This is a genomic window from Frigoribacterium sp. AC394 (assembly GCF_979258095.1).
Map to the genome: position 1 here is coordinate 1,517,760 of NZ_OZ409834.1, position 14,970 is coordinate 1,532,729.

At 72.3% G+C, this 14,970-nt stretch carries 9 protein-coding genes and 1 pseudogene; 7 read left to right on the forward strand and 3 right to left on the reverse strand.

Going from position 1 to position 14,970, the window contains the following annotated elements:
- The first annotated feature begins 125 nt into the window (after positions 1–125).
- The 6 genes and pseudogenes from ACZZY9_RS07050 (at position 126) to ACZZY9_RS07075 (ending at position 10,217) form a co-directional block, all read left to right on the forward strand.
- The gene (locus ACZZY9_RS07050; RefSeq protein WP_463463552.1) at positions 126–2,300 is read left to right on the forward strand and encodes an alpha-galactosidase; all 2,175 of its coding nucleotides are present in this window, start codon (positions 126–128) and stop codon (positions 2,298–2,300) included.
- Between the two features lie 494 nt (positions 2,301–2,794).
- Positions 2,795–4,342, forward strand: a complete 1,548-nt coding sequence (locus ACZZY9_RS07055; RefSeq protein WP_463463553.1) for a pyridoxal phosphate-dependent decarboxylase family protein — start codon at positions 2,795–2,797, stop codon at positions 4,340–4,342.
- The gene (locus ACZZY9_RS07060) at positions 4,339–5,715 is read left to right on the forward strand and encodes a lysine N(6)-hydroxylase/L-ornithine N(5)-oxygenase family protein (RefSeq protein WP_463463554.1); all 1,377 of its coding nucleotides are present in this window, start codon (positions 4,339–4,341) and stop codon (positions 5,713–5,715) included. The genes ACZZY9_RS07055 and ACZZY9_RS07060 overlap by 4 nt, the downstream gene beginning before the upstream one ends.
- Positions 5,712–8,129 carry a GNAT family N-acetyltransferase gene (locus ACZZY9_RS07065; RefSeq protein ID WP_463463555.1) on the forward strand — a complete coding sequence of 806 codons (2,418 nt, stop codon included), beginning with the start codon at positions 5,712–5,714 and terminating at the stop codon, positions 8,127–8,129. The genes ACZZY9_RS07060 and ACZZY9_RS07065 overlap by 4 nt, the downstream gene beginning before the upstream one ends.
- Before the next feature lie 23 nt (positions 8,130–8,152).
- Positions 8,153–8,782 (forward strand): annotated as a pseudogene (locus tag ACZZY9_RS07070) (acyltransferase family protein); the annotation flags it as partial.
- A gap of 145 nt (positions 8,783–8,927) precedes the next feature.
- Complete coding sequence (locus ACZZY9_RS07075) at positions 8,928–10,217, forward strand: acyltransferase family protein (RefSeq protein WP_463463556.1); 1,290 nt, start codon at positions 8,928–8,930, stop codon at positions 10,215–10,217.
- Positions 10,218–10,238: 21 nt separating this feature from the next.
- On the opposite strand, the gene ACZZY9_RS07080 is transcribed toward ACZZY9_RS07075, so the two are convergent.
- The 3 genes from ACZZY9_RS07080 to ACZZY9_RS07090 form a co-directional block, all read right to left on the reverse strand.
- Positions 10,239–11,222, reverse strand: coding sequence for a magnesium and cobalt transport protein CorA (locus ACZZY9_RS07080; protein WP_192060830.1), 984 nt, complete (start codon positions 11,220–11,222; stop codon positions 10,239–10,241).
- A gap of 354 nt (positions 11,223–11,576) precedes the next feature.
- Entirely contained in the window at positions 11,577–13,181 is a 1,605-nt protein-coding gene (locus ACZZY9_RS07085) for a signal peptidase I (RefSeq protein ID WP_463463557.1), read from the reverse strand.
- Between the two features lie 410 nt (positions 13,182–13,591).
- Positions 13,592–14,191, reverse strand: a complete 600-nt coding sequence (locus tag ACZZY9_RS07090) for a hypothetical protein (RefSeq protein WP_463463558.1) — start codon at positions 14,189–14,191, stop codon at positions 13,592–13,594.
- Positions 14,192–14,435: 244 nt separating this feature from the next.
- Here ACZZY9_RS07090 and ACZZY9_RS07095 point away from each other — a divergent pair, with 244 nt between their 5' ends.
- The gene (locus ACZZY9_RS07095; RefSeq protein ID WP_463463559.1) at positions 14,436–14,939 is read left to right on the forward strand and encodes a MarR family winged helix-turn-helix transcriptional regulator; all 504 of its coding nucleotides are present in this window, start codon (positions 14,436–14,438) and stop codon (positions 14,937–14,939) included.
- Positions 14,940–14,970 lie beyond the last annotated feature (31 nt).

Sequence of the window (14,970 nt, forward strand, 5' to 3'; positions counted from 1 at the left end):
TCCATTCCCTTCGTTGTGAGATACGACGATATGACTAACGTTCGTTCTGCACAAGAGTGTTTCCGGCGGGTATGGCGCATGCCCGGGACTTGACACGCCCATTCGTTTCGCCATAGAAATAATCCATGCGAAGACGCGACGACTCGACCCCTGCCCTGCACTTACGGCTCGGCGGCACGAGCGTCGTGCTCGACGCCCCGCGTGCGTCCCTGCCCGCCATCGTCTACTGGGGCCCCGATCTCGGCGACGTCTCCGAGGAGGCGCTGGTCGGCCTGGTCGCATCGGCCCGCCCCCAGCGCGTCTCGGGTGGCCTCGACCACCCCGCGCGACTGACGGTGCTGCCGCTCGAGCACGACGGCTGGCAGGGCACCCCGGGTCTGATCGGCAGTCGTGCGGGTGCAGCGTTCGCACCAGCGTTCACCGTCACCGAGGCCGCCACCGACGCCGACGCCGCCACCTCCGACACCTCAGCGCCCACCGTCACCGCGCTCACCATCACCGCCGACGACGCCGACGCGCGCCTCCGCCTGGGCGTCGACCTGCGCCTCGACGAGCACGGCCTGCTGCACCAGACCCTCCGCCTGACGAACACCGGCGATGACGTCTACGACCTGCACGAGCTCGCCGCGAGCTTCCCGCTGCCGCACACCGCCGGCGAGGTGCTCGACACCACGGGTCGCCACCTGCGCGAGCGCACCCCCCAGCGGCACGCGCTGACCGTCGGGCGCTACGATCGCGAGAGCCGCCGCGGCCGCCCGGGGGCCGACGCCACCCTCGTGCTCGCCGCCGGCACCCCCGGCTTCGGCTTCGAGCGCGGGCTCGTCCACGCCGTCCACCTCGCCTGGAGTGGCAACCACCGCGTCGGCGTCGAGAAGACGATCGCCGGCGCCGTCCACACCCGGGTGTCCGAGCTGCTCGCCCCCGGCGAGGTGCGGCTCGGCCCGGGCGAGAGCTACGAGACCCCCGAGGCGCTCGGCTCGTGGGGCGACGGGCTGACCGAGCTCTCGGGTCGGTACCACCGCCTCCTGCGCTCCCGTCCGCAGCATCCGTCGTCGTTGAGGCCCGTCACCCTCAATACCTGGGAGGCCGTCTACTTCGACCATGACCTCGCCCGCCTGAGCGCTCTGGCCGACGCCGGGGCGCGGGTCGGCGCCGAGCGCTTCGTGCTCGACGACGGCTGGTTCCGCGGTCGCCGCGACGACACGTCGGCGCTCGGCGACTGGTACGTCGACGACGAGGTCTGGCCCGACGGCCTCACCCCGATCATCGAGCACGTCACCGGTCTCGGTCTGCAGTTCGGCCTGTGGGTCGAGCCCGAGATGGTCAGCCCCGACTCCGACCTGGCCCGTGCGCACCCCGAGTGGATCCTCGGACCGGGCCCGCGCCTCCCGATGTCCGGGCGCCAGCAGCAGGTGCTCGACCTGTCGAACCCCTACGTGTCGGCCTACCTGCTCGAGCGCCTCGACTCGCTGCTGCGCGAGAACGACATCGCCTACCTGAAGTGGGATCACAACCGGGACCTGATGGAGGCGGGGGCCGGCTCGCCCGCGCACCCCGCGGTCCACGAGAACGTCGTCGCGCTGTACGCACTGCTCGACGAGCTGCGCCGCCGGCACCCGTCGGTCGAGATCGAGAGCTGCGCGTCGGGCGGAGCGCGGGTCGACCTCGGGATCCTCGCCCGGACCGATCGGATCTGGGCGAGCGACTGCATCGACCCGATCGAGCGCCTGACGATCCAGAAGTACACGAACCTGCTGGTGCCCTACGAGCTGATGGGCGCCCACGTGAGCGGCCCCCGGTCGCACTCGACCGGACGCCGCCACGACCTGTCGCTGCGCGCGGGCGTCGCGCTGCCCGGGCACTTCGGCATCGAGTGGGACATCTCGAGCCTCGAGCCCGAGGTCGAGGCGGAGCTGACGAGCTGGGTGGCGACCCACAAGCGCCACCGCGAGCTGCTGCACCACGGCACCGCCGTGCACGCCGACCTGCCCGACGCGTCGATGGACCTGCGCGGCGTCGTGTCGCCCGACCGGCGGCACGCGCTCTACACGTTCACGCAGGTGACGGCGAGCGCCAGCTACCCGCCCGGGCCGATGACCCTGCCCGGCCTCGACGACGAGCGCATGTACCGCGTCGCGCTGGCCGAGCCGACCGGGGTGCTCGGCGGGCCCGGGCAGTCGCCGCTGGCGTGGGCCGTCGAGGGCGTGGTCGTGCCGGGGCGCGCCCTCCGCCTCGGCGGGCTGCAGGCGCCCGTGCTGTTCCCCGAGAGCCTCGTGCTGCTGGAGGTCACCGCCGTCTGACCCGCTGCGCCGCCGTGAGCGCCCCACCCCCGCGCCCCGCCCCGCGTGCGCCACCCCCTTGCACCCCACCCCCGTGCGCCCCACCCCCGCATGTGCAATTCGCGACCGAACGCCCTCCTCGACCCGCCGAAAACCGCGTTCGCCCGGCGTGCCGCCGCCCTTCTGTCGGGTTCGGCACGCCGAACGCGCCCCCGCCGGTCGGGTTCGGCACGCCCCGACCGAGGAGGCGCGGCGACGGTCGCGATTTGCACACACGCGCCCCCCGACGGTCGCGATTTGCACGCACGCGCCCTCGCCGGTCGGGTTCGGCACGCCCACACCCCCGCGTCGCCCTTTCGGAGGACATCACCTGAACCCCTGACCATGAGCCGGTTTCATCATCCCGCGACACGCCGCAGCAGCCCCATCCCGCGCTTGACACTTAGGTGAGCCTTACCTAACCTGGGCGGCGCCGTCAGAGAGCCTGGCGGCGTCCACGCACCACCGGGAGCCCCGTGTCCGATCTGCTGAACGCCTCCACCGCCGATGCCTACGCCGCCGAGACGACCGCCGTCGTCGACCGTCTCGCGCACCGCTTCCGCACCACCCGGCAGCCCTTCTCGGGCGAGAGCCGCGCCGAGCTGCAGCGCCGCGTCGAGGCGGTCGACCTCGACGCCCCCGGCACCGGCACGGCCGACGCCCTCCGCGAGGTCGACGAGCTCTTCGCCGCGAACGCCGTCTGGTTCCACGACCCGGCCTACCAGTCGCATCTCAACTGCCCGGTCGCGCTCCCCGCGGTCGCCGCCGAGGCGGTGCTCGCCGCGATCAACCCGTCGGTCGACACCTACGACCAGTCCGCGGTCGGCACGCTGATCGAGCGCCGACTCGTCGATTGGACCGCGGGCCGCATCGGCTTCGACCCGGCGACCCGGGACGGCGTCTTCACCTCGGGAGGCACGCAGTCGAACCTGCACGCGCTCCTCCTCGCCCGTGAGCGCGCCACCGCGAGGGCGCGAGCCGAGGCCAGGGCCGAGGAGGCGCGGGTGCAGCAGCAGGAGGCCCCCGGCCGCCGCTCCGCCCCGCGCTCCCCGTCGCTGCACGATCTGCTGGCCCGCATGGTCGTGATCGCCACGGCCGAGAGCCACTTCAGCGTGCAGAAGTCGACGCGTCTGCTCGGTCTCGGCGACGACGCCGTGGTCACCGTCCCCACCGACGGAGCTGGGCGGATGCGTCCCGACGCCCTCGATGTCACGCTCGACGCGCTCGTGCAGGCCGGGCATCTGCCGATCGCCGTCGTCGCGACGGCCGGCACCACCGACCGCGGCTGCATCGACCCGCTCGCGGCCATCGCCGACGTCTGCGACCGCACGGGCGTCTGGCTGCACGTCGACGCCGCCTACGGCGGGGGCCTGCTGGTGTCGCCCACCCGTCGGCGGCTGCTCGACGGCATCGAGCGCGCCCGGTCGGTGACGGTCGACTTCCACAAGACGTTCTTCCAGCCGGTGTCGTCGAGCGCGATCGTCGTGCGAGACGGCCACGACCTCGACCCGGTCGCCTGGCACGCCGACTACCTCAACCCGCTGGCCGACCCCGAGCCGAACCAGGTCGCGAAGTCGCTGCAGACCACCCGCCGCTTCGACGCGCTGAAGCTCTGGGCCACCCTCCGCGCGCTCGGCGCCGACGAGGTCGGCGCGCTGGTCGACCGCGTCGTCGACCTTGCCGCCGAGGTGCACGGGGTCCTCCGCGACGACGACGAGTTCGATCTGCTCGCCGAGACCCAGCTCAGCACGGTGCTGTTCCGCTGGCAGCCGTCGCACGTCGACGACGAGACCGCCGATCGGCTCGTGCCGCTCGTCCGTCGGGTGCTGTTCGAGTCGGGTCGGGCCGTCGTCGCCAAGACCGTCGTCGACGGGCGCCCCTGCCTCAAGCTCACGCTGCTGGATCCCGAGTCGCGTCTCGCCGACGTGACGGGCGTGCTCGACCTGATCCGCGCCTCCTCGGCCGCACTGCTCGAGAGCGACGACCTCGCCGCTGCGCCGACCGCCGAGGGGTCGGCCCGATGACCGCCGCACGCACCGCCGACCGAGCAGAGGCCGACGCCCCACGCACCCCCGACCACGTCCACGACCTCGTCGGGATCGGCATCGGCCCCTTCGGTCTCGGTCTCGCCGCGCTCACCGATCCGCTCGACGATCTCGACGCCGTCTTCGTCGACGCCGCCGATGGGTTCCGCTGGCATCCGGGGATGATGATCGAGGGCGCGACGATCCAGGTGCCGTTCCTGGCCGATCTCGTGACGATGGCCGATCCGACCTCGCGCTTCTCGTTCCTGGCGTTCCTCAAGGCGACCGGTCGTCTCTACGCGTTCTACATCCGCGAGAGCTTCTACCCGCTGCGTGCCGAGTACGACGCCTACTGCCGCTGGGTCGCCGATCAGCTCGACACCCTGCGCTGGGGGCGGCGCGTCACCGCGGTCACCGAGCTCGACGACGGCACCCTGCTGGTCGAGGCCGAGCGCACCGCCACCGGAGAGCGCGAGGCGTGGCGCACCCGGCACGTCGTGCTCGGCATCGGCACCGAGCCGCGCCTCCCCGGGGCCGTCCGCGGGCTGGAGGGCCCGGTCGTGCACAGCGCCGACTACCTCGGCGAGCGCGATCGGCTGCGCGACGCCGACTCGGTCACGATCGTCGGCAGCGGGCAGTCCGCCGCCGAGATCTACCGCGATCTGCTCGACACGACCCGAGGAGGCGCGGCGTCCGCGCCGCAGACCGGTCACCGCCTCGACTGGGTCACCCGATCGCCCCGGTTCTTCCCGATGGAGTACACGAAGCTCACCCTCGAGCTGACCAGCCCGGAGTACACCGACCACTTCCACGCGCTGCCGCCCGACGAGCGCGACCGGCTGGGTCGCGAGCAGCGCAGCCTCTACAAGGGCATCAGCGGCGACCTGGTCGACGACATCCACGAGGCGCTCTACCGGCTCACCCTCGACGGCCCGCTCGACACGACTCTGCTGACCGAGACCGAGCTCGTCGCCGCCGAGTGGCACGCCGACCGCGAGGTCTTCACCCTGACCCTGCGGCACGCCCAGCTCGGCACGACGACCCTGCGCGAGACCGCCGCGCTCGTGCTCGCGACGGGGTACGCGCCCCGCGTGCCGGGGTTCCTCGATCCGCTCGGCGACCGGGTCGCCCGCGACGAGCGGGGTCGCCTCGCCGTCGCCCGCGACTACTCGATCGACGCCACCGCCGCCGGCCGCCTCCTCGTCATGAACGCCGAGGAGCACACCCACGGCCTCACGGCCCCCGACCTCGGCTTCGCGGCCTGGCGCGCCTCGAGCATCATCGAGTCGATCACCGGTCGCGAGGTCTACCCCGTCGAACGCCGCACGGTCTTCCAGACCTTCGGCCTGCCCACCGGGGAGGTCGCCCGATGAGCATCCTCACCGCCCCCGCCGTCGCCGCCGAGGAGGCGCGGGTCGCGCCGTTCTCGCACCGCGCCTCCTGCGGTCTGGTCACCCTCGAACCGTTCGACCCCGAGCCGTTCGCCGTGCCGCTGCGTCGCTGGCTGTCGCACCCGGCGTCGGAGTCGTGGGGCATGGTCGGGGTCAGCACCGACGAGGTGCGCCGGTACGTCGCCGCGGTGACCGCCGACCCGCACCAGGACGCCTGGCTCGGCCGCGTCGACGGCGAGCCGATGTTCTTCGTCGAGACCTACGATCCCGCCCACGTGCTGCTGACCGAGGTGCACGACGCCGAGCCGGGCGATGTGGGGATGCACCTGCTCGTCGCGCCGGCGCCGCCGCCCGAGCAGCGGGTGCCGGGTCTCACGTCGGCGATCATGGCGACGGTGGTGCGCTTCGTGTTCGAGCGGCTCGACGCGCGGCGGATCGTGGTGGAGCCCGACGTCGAGAACATCCGGATCGCCGTGAAGAACGACGAGGTCGGGTTCCGGGCGGTCGGCGACGTCGACCTGCCCGACAAGCGCGCACGGCTGTCGGTGCTGACCCGCGACGACACCGCGGCCGCCCACCTCGCGCCCGGGCCGATGGGCTGGGCCCACCGGCATCTGGTCGCCAAGTCGCTGTCGGAGTTCGCGCACGAGCGACTCGTCGCCCCGCACGACGAGGGCGGCGGGTGGTGGTCGCTGACCGTCGAGGGGGCGGGCGGCCCCGGCGGGCCGACCCGCGCCTCCTCGTCCGAGACGGCGTCGGCGCGCCCGGTCGTCGTCTACCGGTTCCGCGCCCGGGTGCACGAGCTCGAGCACTGGGTGGTCGACGAGCCGAGCGTCGCGCGCGAGATCGACGGCGCACCCGCCGAGCTCGACGCGCTCGAGCTGATCGCCGAGCTGCAGAGCGTGCTGGGACTGCCCGACGAGCTGATGGCCGTCTACCTCGAGGAGCTCTCGTCGACGCTCGCGAGCGCGGCCGCGAAGCGCCTGCAGGGTGGCCCGACGGCCGAGCAGCTGACCACGGCCGACTTCCAGACCATCGAGGCGGCGATGACGGAGGGCCACCCGGCGTTCGTCGCGGCGAACGGCCGGATCGGCTTCGGGCTCGACGAGTTCCGCGCCTACGCGCCCGAGACGGCCGCCCCGATCCGCCTCGTCTGGCTGGCCGCCCGCCGGTCGGGCACGCATCTCGCGCTCGGTGACGGGCTCGACGAGCAGACGCTGCTCGGCGCCGAGCTCGGCGAGCGGACCCTCGCGCGGTTCGCCGCGACCCTGGCCGCCAAGGGCCTCGACCCGGCCGACTACCACTACCTGCCCGTGCACCCGTGGCAGTGGCAGCACCGCGTCGCGATCACGTTCGCGCCCGACGTCGCCCGGCGCGACCTCGTGCTGCTCGGCGAGGGCGACGACGACTACCAGGCGCAGCAGTCGATCCGCACGCTCGCGAACCGGTCGCACCCCGAGCGGGCCTACGTGAAGACGGCGCTGGCGATCCAGAACATGGGGTTCCTCCGGGGGCTGTCGCCCGCCTACATGCGGCCGACGCCCGCGATCAACGACTGGGTGCACGGGCTCGTCGCCGACGATGCGACCCTGCAGGAGGCGCGGTTCCGAATCCTGAGGGAGCGCGCCTCCATCGGCTACACCGGAGACGCGTACCACCGCACCACGACCCCGTCGCCGCAGCGGAAGATGATCGCCGCCCTCTGGCGGGAGAGCCCGGTGCCCCTGACCGCCCCGGGCGAGAGGCTCATGACGATGGCGGGGCTGCTGCACCGCGATGCGGCGGGCGGGCTGCTGGCGTCGGCGCTCGTCCGGGCCTCGGGGCTGAGCGCCGCGGACTGGGTGCGCTCGTATCTGCACGCCTACCTGCGACCGGTCGTGCACTGTCTCCGTGCCCACGAGCTGGCGTTCATGCCGCACGGCGAGAACCTCATCCTGGTGCTCGAGGGGCACGTGCCGACGGCGGTGTTCATGAAGGACATCGGCGAGGAGGTCGTGCTGCTGGCTCCCCGCGACGTGCCGCCCCTGGTCGAGCGCATCGTGCAGCCCGTCGACGACCGCGAGAAGGCGCTGGCCGTGTTCACCGACGTCTTCGACGGGGTGTTCCGCTACCTCGCGGCGGCCCTCGACGACGACGGGGTGCTGCCGGCCCGCGAGTTCTGGCGGCTCGTCGCCGAGTGCGTCGACCGGCACGCCGACGAGCACCCGGCGCTGGCCGACGCGCTCGACCTGCGCGTCGACCGGTTCGACCACTCGTGCCTCAATCGGCTGCAGCTGCGCGACGCCCGGCAGATGGTCGATCTGGCGGCGCAGTCGTCGTCGCTGATCTACGCGGGGACGCTCGCCAACCCGATCGCGCGGCGAGTCGGGGCGGGTCCCACTCAGTGGCGTGAGTGACCGTCATGTTGTATTCTGACATGATGGATATCGACCCGGCCCGCCCGCGACGCTCACCCGTCGACAGCACGGGCCGCTCGGCCCACACCCGACGTGCCGACATCCAGGGGCTCCGTGCGGTCGCCGTGGCCGCCGTGATCCTCTACCACGTCGGGGTGCCCGGCCTGGCGGGCGGCTACGTCGGGGTCGACGTCTTCTTCGTCGTGTCGGGGTTCCTCATCACGGGCAACCTCCTCCGCGAGCACGCGCGCGCCGGGCGCATCTCGCTGCCCCGGTTCTGGGCCCGACGGGTGTCGCGGCTCGCACCGCCGGCCCTGCTCGTCATCGCAGCGACGACACTCGCCGTCGCAGTCTGGGCGCCGCCGCTGCTCTGGGGCTCGACCTTCAGAGACGCCGTCGCCTCGACCGTCGGCGTCGCGAACATCGTCTTCGCGCAGCGGGGCACCGACTACCTCAGCACGAGCTCGCCCTCGGTCTTCCAGCATTTCTGGTCGCTCGGCGTCGAAGAGCAGTTCTACGTCGCCCTTCCGATCGTCGTCGCGGTGATGCTCGCGATCGGGGGGCGTCGACGACTGACGGCCGTCGTGGGGGTCGCGACCGCCGCCTCCTTCGGGCTGTGCCTCTGGCTCGTGACGGTGTCGCAGCCGTGGGCGTTCTTCTCCCTCCCGAGTCGCGCGTGGGAAGCTCGGGGTCGGCGCGCTCCTCGCCTGCCTCGGAACCCGGGCGGCGCTGCCCGCCGGGTGGCTCTCGCTGACCGGCGGCTGGCTCGGCCTCGGCGGCATCGTCGCGTCGATCACCGTGTTCGACGCGACCACCGGGTTCCCGGGTGCGGCCACCCTCGTCCCCGTCGTCGCGACCGCCCTCGTCCTCGCGGCGGGCTCGACCAGGGCGACGACCCCGACCCCCGCCGGGCGGACGGCGCCGACGGGGCCGACGGCCACCGGCCTCCTGGCACGACGTCCGCTCACCGCGGTGGGCGACGCCTCGTATCCCCTCTATCTCTGGCACTGGCCCCTGCTGATCGTGCCCGCGGCGGCGCTGGGCCGCGATCTGCGCCCCCTCGAGCTCGCCGCCGTCGGTCTCGCGACCGTGGCGCTGTCGGTCGCCACCCACCTGACGCTCGAGCGTCGAGCCCTCCCCCGTCTCGCCCGGTGGCGCCCGCGCACCTCGATGCTCAGCGGGATCCTCGCGGCCGCAGCGGTCGTCTCGCTGTCGGCGACCGTCCTGGCAGACCCCGTGCTGAGCACCGAGCGGCAGGTGGGCGACCCCACCGTGGCCGACGTGCTGTCGGGCCCCGTCGCGACGCCGTTCGTGCCGTCCGACATGACCCCCACCCTGGCCGGAGTCGACGCATCCCTGCCCGAGCTGTACGACGGCGACTGCCACGTCGACTACGACGTCGACGTCTCGCCGGGCTGCACCTTCGGCACGCCCGGCGGCGAGACGACGGCTCTCGTCGGCGATTCGCACGCGGCACAGTGGTTCTCGCCCCTGGCCTCGCGGGCGACGAGGCTCGGCGACGAGCTGATCGTCCACACGAAGCGGAGCTGCCCGGTCGTCGATCTCGCCGTGAAGCACCCCACCAGCACCGGCGAGTTCACCGCCTGCCGGCACTGGGCGGCCGACGTCCTGTCACGACTGCAGGCGGACCCCGTCGACACGGTCGTCATCTCGCACGCGGTGAGCGGCTACCGCGCCCTCGTCACCGAGCCCGACGACTTCGACGCAACCTGGCAGGCCGCCCTGACCCGCTTCATCGACGCCCTGCCCGAGTCGACCCGGGTCGTGGTCGTCGGCGACACCCCCCGTTGGCCTGCGCGGCCCGCCGTGTGCGTCTCGGCCCACCTCGACGACGTCGGGGCGTGCGCTCTCCCGACGTCCGCCCTGGTCGACGCCGGCTCGCAGAACGCCGATCGTGAGGGCGCGCTCGCGGCGGGGGCCTCGTGGCAGGCGACGACCGACTGGATGTGCACCGACGTGTGCTCACCCGTCGTCTGGAACCACCTGGTCTACCGCGACACCAATCACGTCACCGACGAGTTCGCGGTGCGTCTCGCCCCGCGGCTCGACGCGCTGCTCGGCCGCTAGCCGAGGCGGGGAGCGACGGCGCTACAGCCAGCGCTTCCAGCGGAACGCCCCGAACAGCCCGCCCGCGATCGCGACCATGAGACCCAACGCGAACGGGTACCCCCAGGCCCAGTGCAGCTCGGGCATCACGTCGAAGTTCATGCCGTAGATCGCGCCGACCAGGGTCGGGGCGAACAGGATGGCGGCCCAGGCCGAGATGCGCTTCGTGACCTCGTTCGAGTCCTGGGCGACGAGGGTGGCGTTCAGCGCCAGCGCGTTCTGCAGCACGGCGCGGAACGTGTCGGCGCGGTCGACGACGCGGATCACGTGGTCCTGCACGTCGCGCAGTCGGCGCTCGAGCTCGGTGCCGACCCGGTACTTCTCGCCGCCGCGCAGCAGCCCGTCGAGCATCGCGATCAGCGGGCGCGACGCCTTCTGGAAGTCGGCGACCTCGCCGAACAGCTCGTAGATGCGCCGCGAGACGCCGGGCTCGCCGGCGAACAGCTGCTGCTCGATCTCGTCGATGTCGTTCTCGAGGCCGTCGATGACGGGCTTGTAGGCGTCGACGACGGCGTCGAGCAGTGCCCACAGCATGGCCTGCGGCCCGGCGCCGAGCAGGTCGGGCTTCGATCGCAGGCGGGCGACCCCGCGGCTGACGTGGCGGGCGTCGATGTGCGACACGTGGTTGATGCCGACGAAGAAGTTCTCGCCGACGAAGCCGTGGATCTCGCCGAACGCCACGGTCTCCTCGTCGTCGAGGTAGACCGCCGGGCGCACGACGACGAAGAGCGTCGCCCCGTACCGCTCGAGCTTGGCGCGCTGATGCCCTGACCCGGCGTCTTCGATGGCGAGCTCGTGCAGGTCGAACTGGCGGGCCAGCGAGTCGAGCTCGGCGGCGTCGGGCTCGGAGAGCACGACCCATGCCGTGCCACCGGTGTCGGCGAGCGCGGCGTACGTGTCGTCGAGCGTCTCGGGGGAGACGTGCAGGCGGCCGTCGACGTAGACGTCGTTGATCTGAAGGGGCATGCGTCGAGTCTCGCAGGGTGGGGAGGGGTGCCCGAACGCTGCGGGAGAGGTCGCGGAGCGGTGCCGCGGGGCGGTGCCGTGCGAGGAGGTGCCGTGCGAGGAGGTCCCGTGCCAGGCGACCTCCGGCAACAGGTATCACTCTCGGGCTATTACGCATGCAGACGTAATAGCGATTCCGCAAGACCCTCCACCCTCCGGCCACCGCCATCACCTCCGCGCTATTGCGCATGCAGACGTAATAGCGATTCCGCAAGACCCTCCACCCTGCGGCGACTGCGGCGACTGCGGCGACGGCGGCAAGGCAGGGCAGGGCAGGGAAAGGCGAGGCGAGGCGAGGTGGGGAGAGGCGCCGCGTCAGTGCCCGGCGGCGAACCGCGACTGCACGGTCGCGGCAGTCTGCGCCGAGTTGTTGTAGATCGTGGTCCCGTCGACCTGCCCGGCGAAGAACGCACTGGTCGGGGCTCCGGTGTAGTTACCGAGCGGGCCGTAGCCGACACGCCAGAAACCCGTCGCGCTCTGCGCCGTGCGCGACGTCGAGTCGCTGGCGACGGCGGTGCCGTCGACGTAGACGACCGCGCCCGTGCTGCTCGAGAGGGTGGCGACGACGTGGTGCCAGGCGCCGTCGTTGTACGCGGCGGGGGTCGTCAGCGTCTTGACCGACGAGGTCGTGGGGCGGACGCCGAAGGCGATCCTGCCCGCGTTCGTCAGGAACAGCGCGCGGTCGGCGCTGGTGGCCGTGCCCGTCTGGTTGGGCGTGAACGAGACCAGCGCGCCGCCACGGGTCGAGGTCGTCTTGAACCAGGTCTCGACGGTGAACGACGCCTGACCGGTGAGGTTCACGGCCGTGGTGACCTGGCCGGTCGACCCGTCGAGCAGCAGCGAGGGGCTGTCGTTCTTCGCGCACGAACCGGTCACGAACGAGGCACCCGAGGTCAGCGTGCCGACCCGGGCGAAGGTGCTGCCGTCGGTGGTGGTCGTGCCCGAGAGCTCGTTGTACGGGAACCCGTACGAGGTCTCGCTGCTGTACGACTCCTTGAGGCAGTCGTAGCTGCTGCCCGCGGTGTAGCTCGAGGTCGGGTTCGCGACGGGCGCCGAGTACGCGGCACCGGCGCCGCCGCCGATCACGAGGGTGAGAGCGAGACCCGAGGCCGCACCCACGACGGCGAGCGCACCGGCGGCACCGCGCAGTCGGCGGAGACGACGCTCGCGGCGACGGACGGCCCGACGGGTCGCCGCAGAAGAGGACGGGGCAGAAGAGGACGCGCCAGGCACGGAGGTGCCGACCGGGTGCACGGCCACCGAGGAGGCGCTGGTGGCGGACGCAGAAGCCGGGAACCACCTGCGGGTGGTCCTGATCGACGGGCCCCGCGCCTCCTTGGCGTCACGGTGCAGGTCGCGGTCGAGACGCGAGGCTCCGACGAGCAGGAGCAGCAGGCTGCCGACGATGATCAGGTGACCGTACTGCCCGCCGGCGGCCCAGACGAACGGCATGCCGAGGTACGGCACGCGGAGGAACCCCACGCCGACGACGGCGCTCCGCGTGATCGGGGTCGAGTCGGCCGCCGGGTTGGCGTCGCCCTTCGTGACGATCTCGGCACCCGTGCCGTTCTCGAGGTAGCGGTGCAGACGCAGGTGGTCGGCCTTGTCGGGGTCGTCGAACAGCAGCACCTGGCCGCGGTGGATGTCGGTCTCGGCGACCGGCTTGGCCACGACGATGTCGCCGGGGCTGATGCGGGGCTCCATGCTGCCGGTCATCACGGTGGTGGGGGTCCAGCCGATGATGGCGGGGCCGGCGGCCCAGAGCAGCAGGCCGATCAGCGTGCCGAGCACGGTGCGCGCCAGCGTCGCGAGCAGGAGTCGGACCCAGTGCGGCCACGAGCCGGAGGCGCCCCGGGGAACCGTCATCGACGCGGCCGCCGCGGCCCGGGAGGGGCGCAGCTTCAGGTCGATCGAGGTCACGGGGCGCCTCTCTCGGCGGGACTGTCGGGTGGGGGTGGTGGTGCGGTGGTGCGGGTGGAGCGGTGGAGCTGATGGTGCAGGAGGTGCGGTGCGGGTGGAACGGTGCGGGTAGCGGTGGTGCCGGAGCGGGTCGTGCCTGGTGCGGGTGGTGCGTGTGGTGCTGCGGCGCGGCGGTTCGGGCCGCCGTGCTCGGGGTGGTGCTGCGGCGCGGCGGTTCGGGCCGCCGCGCTCAGGGTGGTCTCGGCGGTTCGGGCCGCCGTGACCGGAGAGGCCTCGGCGGTTCGGGCCGCCGTGGCCGGGGTCGATCCGACCGGTTCGGGGTGTCGGATCGTGTGCCCCGCCGTCGACCTACCCGGGGGGGGAGGTCGGTCGGCGGCGGGGAGCCTGACGAGCTCGGGAGAGCTCGGAGATCAGCTGTTCTGGGCTTCCCAGGTCAGGCCGAGGGCTGCGGTGCCGCCCTGGGTGCTGTTGGGGGCCGACGGGCTGACCGTGTAGGTCACCTGGTAGACGCGGGTCTCGGCGGCCGTGCCGGTGGGGGCCCAGTTGCCGACTCCGTTGGAGAAGTTGGTGGACGAGCTGCCGAACGCGGCGAGCGTGCCCGAGTAGAGCGACGAACCGGCGGCCGAGGGGGTGAAGCCGGCGCAGGTGCCGAAGCCGCCGCCCGTGCCCTGGACGACGCTCAGCGTGATGTTCGAGGCGAGGTTGTTGGTGGTGCTGGCGTTCGTGCCGTAGAGCTTGACGGTCGAGGCGAGCGAACCGGACGACGTGACGGCGATGCAGTTGCTGCCCGTCGAGCCCGGCTTCAGGTTCGAGGCGGTGAACAGCGCGGTGTTGCTGTCGTCGTCGGTGAGGGCGACGCTGCCCGCGGTCCAGTTGCTGGTGGGGTTGACGGTGGTCGACGAGAAGGCCGAGTACGAGGCCTGCGAGACGACGACGCCGCTGGCGACGAGGGCGGCGGGGATGGCGATCCAGGCGGCGAGGCGGGTCATGCGCGGGGTGGGACGGGACATCGTGTGCTCCAAGTGGTCAGCGGGAAGTGTCGGTGTGAGTCGGGGTGGGATGTGCTCGGAATCCGAGTGGTACGAGATTCGAGTAGTTCGTTACCCGAGTTGTTCGCTTCCCAAGTGGTACGACAATCAAGATACTTGCGTATCGAAGCGTGCGCAAGCCGCCTACCGTCCCCAGAGCGGGGGGTATCTTGATGAGTGAGATACTTGACTTCCGTACCAACGACCCGACGAGCGGCGCACGACCATGACCGATGTCTCTCCCCAGCCCGAGCGCGGCTCGACGCCGCCGCGCGACGACGACGGCCGGGTCGACGTGACCGCGGCCGTCCGCGCCTTCAGTCGACTCGAGCAGAGCAACACCGCGGTGATCAAGCTCGTGGCGGCCCAGCTCGGTCTCGGTGTCACCGACATCCGCGCCCTCGTGTTCCTCGCGAGCACCGACGAGGTCACGCCCAAGATGGTCACCGAGTACGTCGATCTCTCGACCGGCGCGACCACGAGCCTCATCGACCGGCTCGACACGGGCGGTTACGTGCGACGTGCCGCGCACCCCACCGACCGGCGCAGCACCGTCCTCGAGCTGGCGCCGCGGGGCGAGAAGGCCATCGCCGACGTCGCGCAGGTCTACCGTCTCGCCTTCCGCGAGGCGATCGACCCCCACTTCCTCGAGTTCTACGCGACCGTGACGAACGCCCTCGCCGACTCGCTGCGCAACCGCGCGAGCACCGGGCTCGACGAACTGCACTGACCGCGGTCCACCTTCGGCTCGTAGCCTGGGG